The sequence below is a fragment of the Chelativorans alearensis genome (assembly GCF_010993735.1).
Lineage (GTDB): Bacteria > Pseudomonadota > Alphaproteobacteria > Rhizobiales > Rhizobiaceae > Chelativorans > Chelativorans alearense.
Window position 1 is genome coordinate 224,096 of record NZ_WQNI01000007.1, and the last position, 17,952, is coordinate 242,047.

Sequence of the window (17,952 nt, forward strand, 5' to 3'; positions counted from 1 at the left end):
ATCAGGATCGGCCCTCTTTTGTGGCAGAAAATGATGAATCATCAATATTGACATGGAATCGTATCTCGTGGAGAGTGGATTTCATAAGACGCTGGTGCCGTCGTGACGGCATGCCCTTATCTGCAACATCTGGGAGGAGTGCAGATGAAGGTGATCGCAATAGCTTTGGCGACCCATGCTGGTCGCGAGCCGGTGCCGACGAAGCAACTATGGGGAGGGGATTGAAGTGAAAAGAATACATCTTGTTGCCGGGCTTTTCGCCATGGTTTGTCAGTCGGCCCTTGCGGCTGATATCGACGGTGGGCCGCCGAGTTTGCCCTTGGGAGTGCAGGCGCAGATAAATCTCGACCGGGCCGGTCTGTTATGGAACATTTATTCCAACGACCAGTACGGCACGGTGCAGGCCCGGAGCGCTGATGCCCGCGCAACCTACACCACCGCGGCTCTTCCTGGCCCGACCAGCGGCTATGAGGATGCGAACAGCATGTTCATTCCGGGTCTGAATGTGGTCAAGGCGCTCCCCGGAGGTGAATCCTATCTGCGCTTCCAGCTCAGGGGCGCGACTAAGGATGCAGCCTCGAACCTGGTCGAGGTTGACGGAGGTGTCGGCGAGTTTCTCGTGACCTATCAGCGCTTCCCCACTGTGAATTCGATGTACGCCATCGGCGCCTTTGTCGAGGGGGCCGACTTGGACATCGCCGGGCTGGGCAACGTCAAGCGCACGGGTTATGGTGTGCGACTGGACGGCGCCTACGTGTTCAGCGATCATTGGGGGGTTGCCGGGCGTGCTCGATACTCGCTGGGGGAGTCCAAGTTGAGGGCTCCGATTCCGTTCCCCCCCGGTATGCTGACGCGGGATCAGGGCAACGACATATTCTACACTCAAGTGGATTTCGTAGGACAATTTCGGAATAATGATCTGGGCTGGATACCCGAAGGATGGGTGCTGCACCCGATCATCGGCGGGCAATATCAATATACCTCTATCGAGACGGTCACCGACAATCTGAATACTACCATGGCGGGTGTGAATGGTTCCACCGAGGAATACGGCACCGCCTGGGTGAAGATGCAATTCCAGAAGGAAGTCCCTCCGGGACACTGGGCACCCAACGTCACGCTCGGGCTTGAACAGGAATGGGTCAACAGCCTGAACGCCTATGTTGACGAGCCCACCTTTGGCTTTGTCGAACTCGGCCTGTCGAAAATGTGGCAAAATGGCACCCGCGTGGACTTCGTTTACGGCCGACACCAGAGCCTGAACGGAAATCGTTCCAGCCAGTCTCTGGTCACGTCAATCAGCTTGAATTTCTAAATCCTAGGTTTGTCTAGGACTCTCAATTAAGCTGATATCGTCAGGCAACAGCGGAAGGCTGGTCGCATCCGCAATCGCAGATGTTAATGTGAGCTCTGCTTCTACGCTGCGGTACGAAATAATGCGCTACGGTTTCCGGCAAGAAGATTTTCCAGAATCTCATAGGATGTCTTCGTCAGTCGCAAGTAATGATTAAATCCTACCCCCGCAACCAAATCCTACGCTGCACTATCCCACAGTAGCCGAAAACTGCGATCTAGTTCACCAGAGCACTACGCTCTGCAGAACGCAGCGATTACATAGTAGCTCATAGCAGCCTTTCCGCTTTGCGCCCATGCCGGTCGTTGGTGTCGAGGCCGGGCATCCTAGAAGCTGACGGGCTGGTTTCCCGCGTGCGCGCAACGTCGCACGAGCATCGGTTGTGACGGTTTCCGGGCAGGATGGGCGAAGAGCCGATCTTCGCCTTATACTCAACGTCCCACAGAGGGCGGAATGCGGAGCGACGCATACGTAGCGCGTCGTTCACAGTGACCAATCGAAACGGCCTTTCATCTTGAATGGTGTTCTCCGCTGAACTGCCAGAGCATTGTGAGATCGGGCCGCATCAACAATGATGAATATCACTCAGGTGCCGTCCTTGATCATCTTGATCAGGCTGGCGACCTGGTTGTGATCGATGCCGATTTTCTCAGTCGTGGTGATAAGCGTTGCGACTTCACCGCCGCCTTCCTCGGGGGGCTTCACCCCGTTCTTTCGATACCATTCCTGTTTGTAGCCCCATTTCTCGTCGTATTCGGGGTTGCCGAGCATACCGAGATGTTCCCACAGCCAGGTGACACCGGTATCCGGGTCCTCGATCGTAAAGTCAGGGTAGCGGCGGCTGCCGTCTTTACCGATGAACGGCAACTCGTAAGCATATTCGATCCCGGAGGCGCTTAGTTCGTTGGCGATAATGACCTCCGATTTGGAAATCATCAGCTCCTTGCGTCGTGACATATGAATATGCTTGCCGTCATAGACATGCTGGCCTATCTGCACCGGCTCCGGAGCTTCGAACAGGTTTGTCAGACGACGCGCTGCGTCCGAAAGATGCCGGTACTCAAGGAGCTTGTGCGGTTCGCCCTGGCAGAACAGAACAAGTCGTTCATTCTGGCGGGTCAGCGCTGTATAAAGCAGCTCGCGCGAGAGAATCCGGCAGGGGTTCGGTAGCACCACGAACACGGTGTCAAACTCGCTGCCCTGGGCCTTGTGAACTGTCAGCGCATAGGCGAGTTCGAGCAGGTTTTTGTCCTCGCCAAGATCGCTTTGCCAGTAGGTGTATTCATAGCCCGGCTGCGATGAGAGCGTGACCTTCAGATTGTTGAGCTTTGTATTCTTGCCCTTTTTCTTAAAGGGACCGGTGACAATGCCGATCTCGCCATTCGCCACATAGAGCAGCGGCTCGGTGCCATCGTCGAACTCTTCGGGGAAGACCCACCGCCTGCGATGGTTGCCGAGATTGATCACCTTGTCGCCATAGATTATCCCGTCGCCGCCCATCGGTGTCGGCACCTTGGCGAACCTCCGATCTGCAAGCGCCGCCTTGCGTTTTGTCTCGCCACGAAAGCCTTGCTGGATTAGGCGATTGAGCGTGATCGTGCCCGCTGCCTCGCCCTTGATGGGCGAGAGGATTTGCCATCGGTCCGCCGCCGGTCCCGAGCTCCAGAAGTTGAAGTAGACCGATGCGTCGCTCAAATTACCGCCGAGAGCCTGCGCAGCAAATGACTGCTCAAGGTTTTTCGGATCGATGCCGAGCTCCTCGCCGATCACCAAGGGCAGCATCGTCGCCAGCGCTGCAGGGGAAGACCAGGAACAGATTCTTAGGTGCGGGCCGATTTCACCGTCAGTGACACCGGCAATGATCTCGTCTTGCGCCGGTCCCGCAGGGCGACCGCTGAACAGTTCGGCAAATTCCAGATCGCGCCTCTCTTTGCCCTTCTGGCGGCTGCCGATAGTCAGTTCGGCATAACCTTTGCCGATGCGCGGCTCTTTGAACGCGAAGTTTTCCGGCTGCAGGAGTTTGACGATATCGATAAATGGCCGTCCCGCTCCGATGGGCGGAAGCTGGCTCGGGTCGCCGACCAGGATGATCCGCTCAATGCCGCCAAGGCCGTCAAGCAGCGCGGCAAGCTGCTCTTCGGTCAGCATCGAGGCTTCATCGACGATCACGGTCTTGCAGGCAGAGTAGCGCTCCGTATCGCCGATGACATGATAGCTTTGGGTCGCTTCGTGATAGCGCTGTGGGCGCAGGAACTGCGCCAAGGTCTTTGCCTCCAGTCCCGTCGAAAGCTGCAGACGCACCCGTGCCTTGCCGGTCGGGGCAAGCAGAAGAATGCCGCGATTTGCTATCGGCTCGGCTTCACAAAGAAATTTCAGAAGGGTCGTCTTACCCGTGCCCGCAGGGCCGATCAGCACAGAAAAGCGCGAGGCCGCGAGCTCTTCGAGAGCGGCAGCCTTTTCCTTGCGGCGAAGATATTCGCTTGACCCCTTCGACGCCTTCTTGTCGTCTGGAAATGTTTCGTCCAGCTTGTCCAGCCAGTTGATCTCTACAGTGTGGCGCTTTCCCTGATTGACGCGCTTTCTGACCGTGATCCCGATCAGCTTACGGGATATGACCAACCGGTCGAGCTGGTAGGCGGCTTTGCCGTTCTCCAACTGACATTCGGTGATAATCGGTCCGAGCTTGTCGGCATGGATTTCAAACTGATCATCAGACGCCGGGAGCGGCGGGCTCAGGGGCTTATCGCGCAATATTGCAATAATATCCGCCCGCGACATTAAGGTGTGACCGTTGATCGCGGCATCTTCCAGCACAGCTGCAGTTGCTGCACGGAGGCGTCTGCCATCGACAGGACCGGTGATTTTGGATGGTGCTGGCAAAGGATGTTTCGAGGCGATCGCCTTCTCCGGAAACGCGCCTTGATCGATCGTTTCGAACGCGATCGATTCCGGCTGGTCGCGATCGCATTCATAGAGCAGGTAAGGGTTATCCAAGATGGCTGCATCGCTCAGTTCGGCGCCGGACAGGTCGATTCCTGCATTGCTGCGGGATGACTCGTCCCACCAGCGCATCGCCTGCGGCAACGTGATATCAAAACGGGCGAGTAGCTTGCCGAAGGCCAGCCGGTCACTGCCGCGCTTGCCGGCAAGATAGGCCCATGTATCTGAGAACCCCTCGACTTGGTCTTTCAGATCACCCGGCAGCTCTTTTGGGTCTTTGACCAGAGCCGCAAGGACCGGCCACGGGTCGCCGTTTTCGCCTGCTTTCTCCCAGCAATGATAGGCGAGTTGATAACCGTGCTCGACGCCCATGGCGCACAGAACCGCCCCCATTCCCGGAAAGGGGCCGCGCATGGTCCAGAGCTCGCCGAGTTGTTGGTCGATCCATTTTTGTTGCTGGCTCCAGTCGCCCCCGAAATGCTCTTCGTAGTTTGCCAGCGCCGTCTTGACGCTCAGCAGGGCAGCGATTGCCGTTCCCGGCGAGACATGCTCGCTCGCAAACAGGAACTCCTCGCGATATGCATCGGGAATGAATGCCATATAAGGCGACGAATCGAGCGTTGGGTTGTTGTCGCAGCGCTCAAGTAGATCGTGATAGGGCAGCAGCACGCCATCCTTGCCGTTAGGCCGGATGGAATGACCGACCGAGCGCTCCCACAGATATGAGCGTAGCCCGTCATGTTTGGGTGGATCGTAGTCCCATTCCTGCAACTCTCCGACTGAGGTGATCCGGCCAACGCCGATCAGCATCCACTTGTCATCGTCGACTAGCGGAGTGCGCTTGGCATAGGCAAAGATCAGGCTTTGCTTGGGCTTGAGTGCGCCGAAGAAGGCATCAAGTAATGCCGCCTGATTTTTCTCGCCCTGAATCCAAGGCCGACCGGCAAGCCATCCCGGTTCATCAGGTTCGTGCTCGGGCGCGGATTCGATCCCATAGCGCTCGACCAGGGAATAGTTATCGAGCTTGCCTTTGCTCCAGTCCTTACCCCAGGCGCGCTCTTTTAACAGCCAGCCGAACGGCGTTGCCGCCGCCGAGTAGGCGGGATGGATGAAAGCGGTGTCGGCGATGTGGCTATGGTGCTCACTCGTGCTCGAATAGGCATGGTGAGCAATCCGGCGCTGCGGGCGTTTCGACAGGAAGTTCACGCGCTCGGCAAAACAGGGCGGAACGTCCTTGACCGGAATATCGTCAAGAAACTCGCCCGCATAGGTTTCTTCCAGATCGCCATCCTTGCTTGCGCCGATGCGGTTCAGCGCAAGACAGCTCGCATTCTCGCGCGGCGCGCGGCAGACGGTGCCGTCCCATCCATTGTCATGCCAGGGAACGCGGATTGACAGGTGGCGTATCGGAATGCAGGGGGATGATTTGTTGATGTTTTTCATTCTCCAACGAACTCTTATTCTAGCTAACCTAAGCCCCGACTTCCCTCCAGGTGTTTGGAGAGTCCTGGGTTTCATTGGTCAGCGTGTCCATCCCACCTAATGAGAGACAATGCCGATCTAGCGCCGGCCCGTCTCGGCGAACAGGCACTAGCGCCCTAAGCACTAGTCAGCCATTGAGCCTTGGCCGCCCCGCCACGCTGTGCGTAGTCCAACCCATAAACCATCAGGTCGGCGAGGTGTGCATTCACGGCTCCCCTTGATATGCCTGGCTGCACACCAAAGATTTCAAACGTCAGTCCGGTTGGCGGGGTATTTTCGAGCGCCTGTTTCATGGCGTCGAAATCCCCTCTCACAATTCGCGACGGATTACGGTGACGACCTGGATTGACGCGATGTTCAATGTGCTGAACAAGCACAGCAGCATCGCAAAAAGCGATCGATTTCAGCATTTGCCCCGACACTTCATAGACATCGCCTACGCGCCCACCTGAAGGTGCGCCGCCCGCGCCTTTGCAGTGGTAGAGCCTGACCACAAGGGAGCCGTCCGGATTTTGCACAAACGCAATATAGTCGGCTGCCTCTCCGCTGCGGTGGTCGTAAACGAGCGCAACGAGGTCGGCCAATGCACACAGATGCCTCTCCAGCCACTGATGGACGCTCAGCCTTCCATCAGGCTGGTCCGGCCCGAACTCTAGGTCGATCTTGCAGTTGTCCCAGGCGAGAGCCTCGGCATCGCCATCGCGAAGCTGCGTGACGACATTAGCTGCTGCGGCAATAAGATTGACACCTATGAATGACGACTTGTCAGCCGCGTAAAAGACCGGAGGATGGTGGGATAGCCATGACGCAAGGTCCGTCCACTCGTCATAACCTGTGACGATCTCGACATCGCTTGCCCCGACCTTAGTGAACAAAGCTCCGCCACCAAGGTTGAAGCAAAAGCTTTCGCTGAAGGTATCGGAGACGACATCGAAGGTCATGGCCGAACGCGCTGCGTTGACCTGGAAATTGGTGAGCTCGAGATCGGTGACGATCCCATAGGTCCAAGGTGCGCCAGCTCCGGCCCGCCACCGGACGCGCGGCGCTAGGCGATAAGCTTGCTTGTGCCAGCCGGTGGCAATGATATGTTCCGGGATCTGGCGCAAGGTGCGCGCATGCTGGATGATGTCGAGTTGCGATGCTGAGATTCCGCCGCCGCCGCCAAGCCTTCCGTTCAGCACGGTGATCCACTCGATGTATTCGGCGACGGTGAGGCGTTGGTTAGACCAGATGCGCGAGCTGCTGCTGGCACCTATCGTCTCACGCACCTCATCACCGCCCACGCCGCTTCCGAAAAAGTGGCCCTGCGAATAGGCGCGGGCATCGCCAGTTGTAATTGCACGCTCCGCCGCCGGACCTGTCATCACACGGTAAGACTCGGCCTGAGAATTCACGGCCGTGTTCCTTAGGCCGACGTTGTAGAACCTAAGGCTGTTCAACCCACTCAAGGCACGGCGCGTACGCTCGTAACTAATCGGTCGATGCTGATCGGGCAGCGACGTCTGTATGAGATCTAGGTAGATGCGAGCCGTACGACGGGTCGAGCCAATATAGCACAAGCGCGATGCCTGATTGTACGCCAGCAGGAATGCGTCATGGCGCACGTTCAGCAGAACATCGGACGTCGCCCAGTTGGGTGGAGATGTGTCTACGGTCAGAAGCAGCGTCACCAGGCCATCTTCCGATGTCCACTGCTTGGCCACCCTCAGGTTGCGACCAATAACGGCTCCAAATAGTGAGAAATCCGGCTGAGCTTGGCACTCGAAGATTTGCGCGTGCGCATAGAGCTCCAGCAGGAGAGGAGTCACGGAATCGTAGTCGGAGTCGGCCTGCTTGCTAATCTTGAGGAAATCCAGCACCTCACGGTCAGCTTCCGCTTCCGCGATCTGCGCGCGCGCAACCTCGTCGATCATCTCCGCGATGTCGACGCCTTCCTTGAACAGCTTTATCGAAGCTTCTTTCAGTCGTGAGAGCGGTGCAACGAGGGTTGCATCGCCAGTCGCGGCATCGTTCGTACGTGCGAAGCGGCCGATGAACTGCAAAGTAGGGACAAGTGAGCGGTGCGGGGCGTGCAGCGCCGCGATCTTCAATTTGGGGAAGTCATAGCCCTCACCGAACATGTCGACGCAGACAACACCATCGATCTCGCCCGCGAGCAGCTCGGTCTCAGCCTTATCCTGGGTGCGCTTCGATGCGTGACTGTCGATAGCCCTTACACGTGCGCCAGCCTCTTCGTAGAGACCCACCAACTGCCGCGCTGACGCTATCGTCGCGGCACGGACGAAGATGCGATGATCAAAGCCATTCGCTTGATCAGCGCGCAGCTGCGCGACTGCCGTTCGTGCAACCGAACGGTCGATTTCGTCATCATCATTGGCATTCCGCACTGGTGCCGGCGTGAACGTGACGCGCCCGAAGGCGGATTCCTTCACGGCTTTTGTGACCGGATACCAATAGGCCATCCTTCCTGGGATTACCTGTCGATCCCGGCGGAAGGGTGTAGCGGTCAAGAAGACAAACCTCGCTCCGGGATAATGTGCTAGGAAGGCTGCCCACGTCTCCGCAGGGGCGTGATGCGCCTCATCGAAGATGATCACGTCGAAGAGGTTTTGTGCGGCTTCCGGCGCGACAACCGGAGAGAAACTCTGCGGTGTCGAGATGACAACGTCTTGTTCCGCGACTTTTGTCCATGCCGAGGCATCGGCGGGGGCGCCCTTTTGACCGAGCACTGCGGGATTAGGGGTAGCGGCGGTGATGACGCCGAGGCGACGAAGGACGGAGAGTTCCTTGAAATGGCTAGTAGTCTGCCGCCGCAAAGCGTCGGATGGCTCCACGACCAACATCCGCCGAGCCCGCAACAAAAAAGGCAGAGCCATCAGGAGCGCTGTCTTCCCATAACCTGTCGGCAAGGAAAGGATCGCTGGCTCATCATACACCGAGAAATGCGCAAGCACGGAGTGCAATGCGCCCAACTGACCTGGGCGAAAGCCTGTATTAGGTGCGCCGACCAGATTGAGTGCAAGATCATTGTCGGTAAAATATGGCATCTAGTCCCCCCTTTGATTGGACAAGATTCCAATTTAATTCGCAAGTGTTGACTTGCGGATACATCGTCTATGCTGTCGAGACCATCTCAGTGAACTGCAAGGTTTTCCGCAGGCTTGAGCTGGCCATCCAAGGGCTTGATCGACAATTTCAGCGGCATCTGCCCGGCGATACGTTTACTATCGCGGTCCAGACACCTGAAAGCAGTCAGTTGGTTCACAGCCCCCGGGCTGCCGAGCAGCCTTGCGCCGTTTATAAGCCATAGCGGCAAATGTTGCCTCCGCCCCGAAAGTGGACATCGCGGAGAAACGTGCGGAGGCCATAGTCGCGCCAGAAGCGACCCCTCTCACACTGCAGCGATAAATTTGCACCACCACAGTGGAAGAAGCGATAACTGGCCAAATGGGCACCGATTAGGCTATGGCAGCAATAGAGTCACTGGAGACGAGTGACTAGATCGACTAATCGGCCCCTACAACACGGAGCGAAGTGCGTTAACAAATCTGGCGTAGACGGCGCCGTCGCCTCTCAAAACTTGTCGAAGACCAGCGCTGATCTCCAGCTGGACACCCCTAAGGGTGCTTCCGCGATTACAGATGTTCTGCGGCTCCGTGCCGCCGTAGTCGCCTCCCGTCACTATCTTGCTATCAAAGCTCGCAGCGCAGAGTACATCATGGATGCGCTCTCGCAGTTCGGCGTCGCGTCCTCCGATTTGGAGAAATTGTCCATCACCCTTGAGGCCATGAACGGTGAGCACCTTCTCACAAGGCCCGATCAGACTCAGTGCACGCGGCTCGTTGAAACGATGCGACGTGATATGAAGGTCGCGATTCCCCGTCTTTTTGAGTCCTTTGAACGCGTAATAGTTGTGATCATTGCCCGCAATGGACTCAGCAAGCTGAGCCGTGAAGAATTCAATTCCTCCTCCATGCGGTGCCACTATTGCGACCAAGCTGCCCGCGACCGGCCGTGTCGTCACGGAGTAGTCGGTGTTCTCGACTTCGTGCTGGCTGAGTTCATCGTAGCTCGCGTATTTGTCCTTGTGCGCCATTGCCCCTCCAGAAGCAGCTTACTTTGCTTGAGGAAGATCATATCATCAAAACACCGAGTTGGCTTTGTCAGCGTTCTGATAGTGCCTTCTGGATAGGCTGTGCGGGCGCGAGCATTCGCTCGAGCGTACCGCCGCAGGCCTACGGCCCGGAACGGAACTGAGGCTCTCTGAGGGATTGGGGCGCCTAGACCTAGCTGATAGAGTTCGAAGCAGAATTATTGCGGTTTCTGCACGCTGGTTATTGGCCGCAGAGACAGGGCGCAAGGGTAGCGAGTGATCCGATGTCCGAGCTAAGCGTGCGGTTCGACCCTTGGGGTCCGATTTCGGTGGTCCTGTACGAGACGAGGGACTCTGATTTTGTCGAGGATGCGATCGCAACGACTGGCGTTGACGTCGACTGGCGGCCGTTTTCGCGTGCGGACGCCTACTCCCATTCGACCCGAATTCGCGCCCTGCGACGAGACATTCAGCGCGCTTATCAGGCCATGGAGCCGGACCAGCGAGGCCTGTTCGTCCAGATCATCGTGAAGGCGCTATTGCGTCGGGCCGATGGCGAGGAACTTCATCGGGTTCTGAATGAGCGCCTCGCCGATATCGGCTGGATGATTACAGAGGCCGGTGTGCTCTTGACGCAGGACGCGCTGGTCAGCGAGCAGTTTTTTCAGCCGAATTCCGAGTATGACGCCTATGTGGCGATCCGAGACATTCTGGGTCGCGCACAACGTTCGCTCCTTGTGGTCGACGGATATGTCGGGGCGAGCCTGTTGCTCACACTGAAATCCCTTGGCGTATCACCGCTTTCGGTACGCCTGCTCACAAGCAAACAGAGTGTGAAGCACGACTTCCCCGCCGAATTGGGAGCCTTCCGGAAGCAATTCCCCCAGTTCCATGTCAAGCTCCGCACTAGCGAGGTTTTCCATGATCGATTTGTGGTGGTCGATGATCAGGACGTATTTCATATCGGCGCATCATTGAAGGACGCTGGTCGGCGCGCCTTCATGATCAGCCGGATTGAGAATCTCGAAATTGCTGCGAAAACACGAGATGCCATCGAGCAAGCCTGGGCGGAAGCAAATGGCGTTGGTGATCCGGCTCTATAGGCTACGCTAGCGCCCGTAGGGGTGGATATCGCTGCTGCCGTGGACCAAATTGGAAAGCAGCGACATCTGATTCAACGACGCCATCACGTGCATCGCTATGGCACCGTTCGGTCGCCGCGCGGACCTGTGGATGTGTGAGCGGTCGAAAGCTGATTGATCCAGCCTGCGTTCCTATGGTTCCTGAGCGCGTCGGCATGAGGATGACGATAGACATTGCGCTTGCCATAGGAGAGCAGTAATGCCCCGGCGGCCGAGCCGGGAGACGGGATAGCGGTTCCTCCCGACGCGAACCTTGCACCATGATGCGTGGCAACGAGGAAGTCGACCGGTGCCTGCGCAGTGTGCGAAAGGAAGGCGTAGTCAGCATCGCCCGTCAGCAGGACCGTGTGCCCGCTCGAGACGGCTAGCGAGATGGTCAGGCCCGCATCGTTCGCGCTCGCCAGCGGTCCTGCGGCCTGGGCAATTTCACCCCAGGCTAAGATCGTAGGAGACGAGACCGAATGTACTAGCAGGTTCCCCTTTGCCGCAAGGATTCGGGCGAGATGAGCGGCACCCGGGCCGAGTTTCTGATCCGGCACAATCCAGATGCACTCCATGAGGTGAGGATGCAGAAAGGCTGCGTGCAGGTGATCCCAGTCCCAATGGGAAAGCACGACCGGCGGTTTTTCGTCGACGTCCAGATCGAAGGATTTCGGCGAGGTGTGCCCATTGAAGGAAATCGGGAACCCGACGTCGTAGTGCAGGAGGGCCTTCCCGCTCTTGTCGCAAAGCGACGAGAAGCTCGCCTGGCCGACGTCCCTCACGCGAAGCAATGCGATCCCAAAGATTGATCCAAGCGCCGCGCCGACGGACTGCTTGGCGCTTGATGGTGGCATCACACAAGCCGCGATGACCGCGCTGGCGACTGTCACCTGCTTGGAGACCGCTGCGCCGGCGCTCTGCGGCCTGGGAGCGGGCGGCTCCGTAGGCGTATCGGACCCGAGATAGGTGATGTTGCTCGTTACACCCCGCGAATGCGACGGCAACCCGTTGGGTTGGAGTTGGGCATGCCAGGTGGGCAGGGAGGTGGTTGAACTCTTGGGACCGATCTCAAGGGCGAACCAAGCGCCGGGGGTCCCGGCCGCTCCAGCCACTTCCTCGAATCGTCGGGGCGTCGTTACAATGCGAACAACCGCGAAGGGGTCGGTGACGCCCTTGGCGAATGCCTTGTCGATGGCTCCGTCGACGTTGTCGGCGAAATCAGCATCGACACAGTCGAACTCAAAGGACGCGCGCGCAGCCGGACCGACGCTGAGCAGGTCGACCCGCGAGAGCCGGGAATAAAGCCGGCGTAGCGGAAACTCCGGCGGATAGTCGGTTTTGAAGAAGAAGTGAAAGGCCGCCTCCTAGTCACGCACATGTCCCGCCGACAACGCGGCAAGCGCCAATTACATCGCGTGCCGCTCTGCTACAAGACTTGTCGATCCTAGATTAGAACCTAGACGAGAGCAGCGACGAGCTGGCGACGTAGATCTATCAATCGGCGGAACGAGGTCGAAGGGCAGGTTTCTCCGCTCTTGCGCCCCGAAGAGCATCCCTGTCGAGGCCGCATTGAAGGGCGATTTCGTCCCAATCGTAGCCGCGCGCCTTGCGAGGCAGTGTTTGCGACTGGGCGATCAGACAGAGGAGAAATTCTTTGATCCGTGTGCTGTCCTGCGGGGGTAATGCGGGATCGACACGGAGGCCGGCAGAAATCGGAGATCCTGCGGGCAAGCAGTTTGGTATGCGAAAGGTCAGGCATATGGGTGGGCTATGAAGACTGTCTGCGATGTTTGACGAAGGCCGCGGTCCATATCCGATTCGTTGCATCGATGCTCAAGTTCCTTGCCAATACGCTAGCACTGCCGATCGGACGGCTTTATGTTTCTGATGGAGTAGGCCGAGAGCGAAGAGCCTATTTAAGCTCGCTTACGTTAGCATCTCTGTTATTTAAATATTGATGGATTGTTTAAATAGCGCCACGCTGCCGATCCTCAGCGAAGGAACCGATCCTTTGCCTGCCGCCGCCTGAAATCTTCCGTTGGTCGTCCCAACTCGTGGTCGGCAGCTATCGCGCCAGAATTGAGTCGTGCTGATAGATGCACAAGTTAACGCATGTGAAGTCGTATTTCGGTTGGGTCTGTTTCCTACGCTGCTGTGCGAAATAGCTCGTCAAGAAGCGCTGTTTCCATCTGGAGTAGCATGGGATGAAGCGGAGAGGCCGGTCGCAAGTAAAGATGATTGCAGGCCCCCGCAACCACTCTACAGCACGCTGGACCACTCTATTATACGATCCTCTACGACACGCTATCCTCTTGAATCGATAGGTTCAAATCAGGTTCGGAGCGCTTCTGAGCAGCCGTCGGCCGACTTTTTGCGTGACCTGGGTGATGGTGGCTCCTCCGAAAACGAGAATGCTTGACCGTCTCCGCGGTTTCCGCCCGGGGGCGATGGCAGCTTTTCGCCCCCCTCTCCGGTCATTCGAGCGTTCTGTGAGATTTCCTAGGACCGGACGGAACCAAGCATCCGAGTAGCCGGTAGAGGTGGCACCGCGCCTTGCCTCATCATAGTGTGAAGTGTTCAAATCGCGGTCACCATGCACTCGGCATGGGCCCGCCCTACCACGCCCTCGAGGCCACAGCGTGGGAACTGCGGAACTCTACCGAGTGCCAATTACAACCAATTAGGCAAGCCATTTCTCACCCATTTATACCCAACCGAGGTGCCATGGAGCATGGCTTCCATTGATGAGCATTTGCGATCGCCTGAGATCAGTGTCGACGAGCATGTGCGGCGCACCCAGATAGCGCTCGGTGCGGCAATTGCTGCCAAGAAGGCGATCTATCTGGACATGCGGTACTGGATCCTCTTGCGATCGGCCGCCTCCGGTGCCGGGTCGGGAGAAATACAAGAGCTATTGCAGCTCCTACGTGATGGCGTTGCGCGAGGCCGTTTCTTCTGCCCCATCAGCGAAAGTGTCTTCGTCGAACTGATGAAGCAAAGCGACCTCTCCTCGCGCAAAGCGACCGCTACTCTGGTCGACGAATTGAGCACGGGCGTTACCCTCATCATACCGGAGCAACGGGTCGCAACCGAGCTTGCGTGCTTTCTCTACAAGTACTCAGGCGTTGCCGACCTTCACCCCTTGAAGCATCTGGTCTGGACTAAGCTCAGCTACGTCTTGGGAACCCTGCACCCTTCGCAAACACCATTCGATCCTGCCATTGAGCTTGCAGTGCAGAAGGCCTTTTTCGATCATTTGTGGACGATACCACTCGAGACAATGGTCGCGACCATAGGGGATCAGCCCTTGCCTCCGGACCTCACGGGCGAAGCGAGTGAGGCAATGAACGCAGGTATCACAGCCCATGCGGACGCTATCCGTAGTTTTCAGCAAGCCTACTCAGCCGAAGTACGCGGCGCCGTCGACGTTACGTGTGGTGCGATACCAGACATCTTGATGGCAATTGCACACGCTCAAGGCATCGCGCTTGACCAACCGACGCCTGAGCAACGCGCGTCTACGCTGTCGATGTTCAAGAACCTGATTGCTGCCGCGCTGGAGAAAGGAAAGGCGCGCGGTGAACTGCCGTCCATCCACATATACGCGAGCTTGCATGCCTCGCTTCGGTGGAACAAAGGACGCAAACTTCGCGCAAATGATCTCTATGATTTTCAACATGCGATTGCGGCGTTGGGATACGCTAACCTTTTCCTCACGGAGAAGCCGCTACAGGTCATGGTGACCGAAAGGCATCTTGCGCTCGACAAGCTTTATGACTGTCGGGTCGTCTCCGATGTCGAGGATGCGGTGGTCGCGGTCAAAGCGATGCTTTGATCTCCGTTATGGCGTTGAGTTGCCATCTTCGTCGTTCCCATCGACAACCTCGATCTCGGGCGTCGTGACGGTTTCTTGGCCAACGAGCTTTCGAAGCAACAGGTGGCTGATGGTGGTCAATGAAGCGCGAGGCTTGCCATTGATTTCATCGACTAGGGCGTCCAGGGCTCGACGAGCGTTATCAACCTTCTCCAGAACAAGCGCCTTCGTATCGAGTTTGCCTTTCGCAGGCGCTTTCCCGCGCTTCGCCTTCCCTTCAATGGCTTCCTTCTGATAGTCGGCTATCCAGAGGTTCAATGACTCGATGGTTGCGCGCTCTTCGTCGCTGACAAAGCCAGACGCCTTGGCGAGATCGATGTCATGCTTTGATTGGCGCAAGAGTTCGAAAATCACGAGTTCGCGGAAGGCACTGTAGACCTCGGCAACCGCTCCATATCCGTCACGCCGAAAATAGATGCCCCAGCGGTTTTCTTCCGGATCGAGTGTCTTGATAACCTGCAGTAGAGGTTTGAGGTCGCGAAGGGGATCGATCCTATCCACCGTCGCGCGATGATCCCAAAACATGAGGATCGCTTCGATGGCGACGGTCACTTTCGATGACCGGTCGGCGCCGGTCGCAGTCTCCGCATCGTTGATGAGTTCAGCGATATGATGCGCCATCCATTTGCCGAGCGTGTCGACGCCGGGTTCAAGCTGGTACTCGGCGACCAGCCTTTTTCCAAACGCCAGCGTCTCCTCTGAAGTCCTTGATGGTGCCGTCCCGCGCGAGGACGAGGATTTTGAAGTGCTTCTTTTGCTTCGCTTCTGGTTCATAGGAACGACTGTATTGGCTTCTCAGTCTACGTTCGATACTTATTTCACAGATCAGATCATCACCAGTTTCCGTAAGGAACTCTGCAACGTGATCGATCTTGGCAAGGAGCCGCCACCCTTCGGATTTTGTGACGCGCTCGGGCTCATGCTCGGATGGAGCCTCGTCGCTCCAAGCCTCGTAGATGAAGGATGGTTCGGCCCATCCCTTGCCGATCCATTGTACTTGCGGCTGGTTGCGACGGCCCAGTCGTAAGAACTCGGTGATCTGTTTGCCCGGTCGAGACTGAACAGCACGTACGTCGAACCGGAGAGGATCGTGACTGTCGAAGCGGCTATCGCCATGCCAGGAACCGAGCCAGCCTGTCAGACGATAGGGTGATTGATCGAACTGAAGGTCGTCATCCTCGTCAGGTATCCGGAAGTCCCATGGATCACGAGTCGTTTGAAGTGCCCGCGTCAGAGCGGCGGCAGTGGCAGGCGACACCAACGCAGAGTGAACGCGGCAACGCTGTTCTCTCGTTGGATGATCGCTCGATATATTCGCGTCGACAACGATCCAACCTTCTGGGGCGGTGCTCAGCAAGCCAAGCGCCTCGAGGTATTCATCGTTACGGCAGTTTCTAAGCCAGCCTGCATCGCTGCGACTATCCTGCCACCAAAAATGTGGGTGTAGTGGTGTGGGGCCACGCAAGTCGGAAAGCCAGCGTGGTGGCTGCGTTGGCAGAAAATGCGTAAGCCAGGACTGAAATCGATCCTCGCCATACTCCTTTGGTCCAACCGGAAAAGCAGCGAGGAGTTCGCCGGCAACGCAGAGCATCGCGTGCCACTCCAGGTAAGTGCTGTACCGTTCGACCGTTGGCAGGGAACCGTGCCGGTGACTCCAAAGATCATATCCTCGGTCGCTTAAGCGGGTGTCACGCCGCGGTTCCATCACCCACTTGTTCACGTCGATCGGCGCCTTCCAGATATCGAGTATCCATCGTTCGGCCATCGCAAGAATTTCGTCGCCCGGCGCTTGTGGGAAGATGTTGAGAAGGTCGCTGTACCAGTAGGGCAACGTGTCCATCTCGTCGAAGCCAAATCGGCGCGCAGCTCGGTCCTTGCTCCAGCCAAAGGAACGACGTTGAGTCTTGTGTCGCGAGCGCTGTTTTGGCTGGTTGACCGAGGCAAGCGCACCTTGCTCCTCGCTAGAGCACGTCCGGCTTAATCCGGGTCATATCCAGCAGCCCTGAAGTAGTTTGCGCATTCTGCGGGAGTGAACTGGTCGAGGAGTACTAGAGCACGTCCGGCTTAATCCGGGTCATATCCAGCAGCCCTGAAGTAGTTTGCGCATTCTGCGGGAGTGAACTGGTCGAGGAGTGCGCCAGCGGTATCCCAGAGCGCTTTGATGGTGCGCTCGGCTTTTGCCCGCAGGAGCGCTTTGAGCTTTGAGAAGGCATTCTCGATGGGGTTGAAGTCCGGGCTATAGGGCGGCAGGAACATGAGGGTTGCACCGGCTTGCTCGATCGCGTCGCGGACGCCTGCTGCCTTGTGTGCCGGCAAGTTGTCCATGATGACGACATCGCCGCGCCTCAGGGTGGGGACCAGGACCTGCTCGACATAAGCGAGGAAGACGGTGCCATTCATGGCGCCATCGTAGACGAAGGGCGCGGTCATGCCGGACAGGCGCAGTGCGCCGGTGAAGGTGGTGGTTTTCCAGTGCCCATGCGGCATGCCGGCTCGGCAGCGTTCGCCGCATGGCGCGCGACCCCGCAGGCGGGCCATCTTGGTGGACAGGCCGGTCTCATCGATGAAGACAAGCCTGGCAGGGTCGAGGTCGAGTTGGCCTTCGAACCAATCCTGCCGGCGCTTCAGGACATCAGGACGGTCCTGCTCCAATGCATGCGCGGACTTTTTTTGAACGTCCAGCCCCGCCCGCGCAGCCAGGCGCTCAGGGCACTGCGGCCGATACACACGGAGCGCTCGGCTGCGAGCCGCTCGACCATCTCGTTCAGCGTCACGTCCTTGTTCGCCTCGATCATGGCAACAACGAACGTCTCGTGCGCATCCAGGCGTGAGCCCCGCGGCTTGCCCTGACGCCGCGCCGAGCGTTCCCCGTTCTCACGCGCCCGCCTGATCCAGACAATTGCCGTCGAAACGCCGACGCCAAACCGTGCCGCGACGGAGCGCGCCGAAGCGCCTGCCGCCGCAGCATCCAGAACCCGCATCCGAAGATCCTCACCGTAAGCTCGAGCCATCGCCATCTCCTGCAACGGCGACGGTGAATCATAAAACCCAATCCGTGTCATCAACGCTACGACTCGGAGTTCAA

Annotated in this window: 10 protein-coding genes; 3 read left to right on the forward strand and 7 right to left on the reverse strand. The window is 57.8% G+C overall.

The window, feature by feature from the left end:
• The first annotated feature begins 226 nt into the window (after window positions 1-226).
• A complete protein-coding gene (locus GPJ75_RS12820) occupies window positions 227-1,315 on the forward strand; it encodes an autotransporter domain-containing protein (protein ID WP_163268673.1) in 1,089 nt (362 codons plus the stop codon).
• 624 nt (window positions 1,316-1,939) lie between these two features.
• Here the strand turns inward: GPJ75_RS12820 and GPJ75_RS12825 are convergent.
• From GPJ75_RS12825 to GPJ75_RS12835, 3 genes are all read right to left on the reverse strand, one after another.
• Window positions 1,940-5,737, reverse strand: coding sequence for an AAA family ATPase (locus tag GPJ75_RS12825; protein ID WP_163268675.1), 3,798 nt, complete (start codon window positions 5,735-5,737; stop codon window positions 1,940-1,942).
• A gap of 155 nt (window positions 5,738-5,892) precedes the next feature.
• Window positions 5,893-8,823 (reverse strand): DEAD/DEAH box helicase, encoded by a 2,931-nt coding sequence (locus GPJ75_RS12830; protein ID WP_163268677.1) that lies wholly within the window; start codon window positions 8,821-8,823, stop codon window positions 5,893-5,895.
• Window positions 8,824-9,293: 470 nt separating this feature from the next.
• On the reverse strand, window positions 9,294-9,872 hold the full coding sequence (locus GPJ75_RS12835) for a poly-gamma-glutamate hydrolase family protein (protein WP_163268679.1): 579 nt from the start codon (window positions 9,870-9,872) through the stop codon (window positions 9,294-9,296).
• Window positions 9,873-10,153: 281 nt separating this feature from the next.
• Between GPJ75_RS12835 and GPJ75_RS12840 the strand changes: the two genes are divergently transcribed.
• Window positions 10,154-10,972, forward strand: a complete 819-nt coding sequence (locus GPJ75_RS12840; RefSeq protein ID WP_163268681.1) for a hypothetical protein — start codon at window positions 10,154-10,156, stop codon at window positions 10,970-10,972.
• A gap of 95 nt (window positions 10,973-11,067) precedes the next feature.
• Here the strand turns inward: GPJ75_RS12840 and GPJ75_RS12845 are convergent, their stop codons facing one another.
• Window positions 11,068-11,883: a ComEC/Rec2 family competence protein gene (locus GPJ75_RS12845; protein ID WP_246249037.1), complete on the reverse strand. Its 816-nt coding sequence runs from the start codon at window positions 11,881-11,883 to the stop codon at window positions 11,068-11,070.
• A 1,841-nt stretch (window positions 11,884-13,724) separates the two neighbouring features.
• Between GPJ75_RS12845 and GPJ75_RS12850 the strand changes: the two genes are divergently transcribed.
• On the forward strand, window positions 13,725-14,828 hold the full coding sequence (locus tag GPJ75_RS12850) for a hypothetical protein (RefSeq protein WP_163268683.1): 1,104 nt from the start codon (window positions 13,725-13,727) through the stop codon (window positions 14,826-14,828).
• 6 nt (window positions 14,829-14,834) lie between these two features.
• On the opposite strand, the gene GPJ75_RS12855 is transcribed toward GPJ75_RS12850, so the two are convergent.
• The 3 genes from GPJ75_RS12855 to GPJ75_RS12865 form a co-directional block, all read right to left on the reverse strand.
• Window positions 14,835-15,488 carry a hypothetical protein gene (locus GPJ75_RS12855; RefSeq protein ID WP_163268685.1) on the reverse strand — a complete coding sequence of 218 codons (654 nt, stop codon included), beginning with the start codon at window positions 15,486-15,488 and terminating at the stop codon, window positions 14,835-14,837.
• Between the two features lie 28 nt (window positions 15,489-15,516).
• The gene (locus GPJ75_RS12860; RefSeq protein ID WP_163268687.1) at window positions 15,517-16,707 is read right to left on the reverse strand and encodes a hypothetical protein; all 1,191 of its coding nucleotides are present in this window, start codon (window positions 16,705-16,707) and stop codon (window positions 15,517-15,519) included.
• Window positions 16,708-16,931: 224 nt separating this feature from the next.
• Window positions 16,932-17,878 (reverse strand): IS630 family transposase gene (locus GPJ75_RS12865; protein WP_246249038.1). Its coding sequence is split into 2 segments (ribosomal slippage): window positions 16,932-17,539 and window positions 17,539-17,878, totalling 948 coding nucleotides; the frame shifts between segments, so codons are not numbered across the junction.
• Window positions 17,879-17,952: the final 74 nt, after the last annotated feature.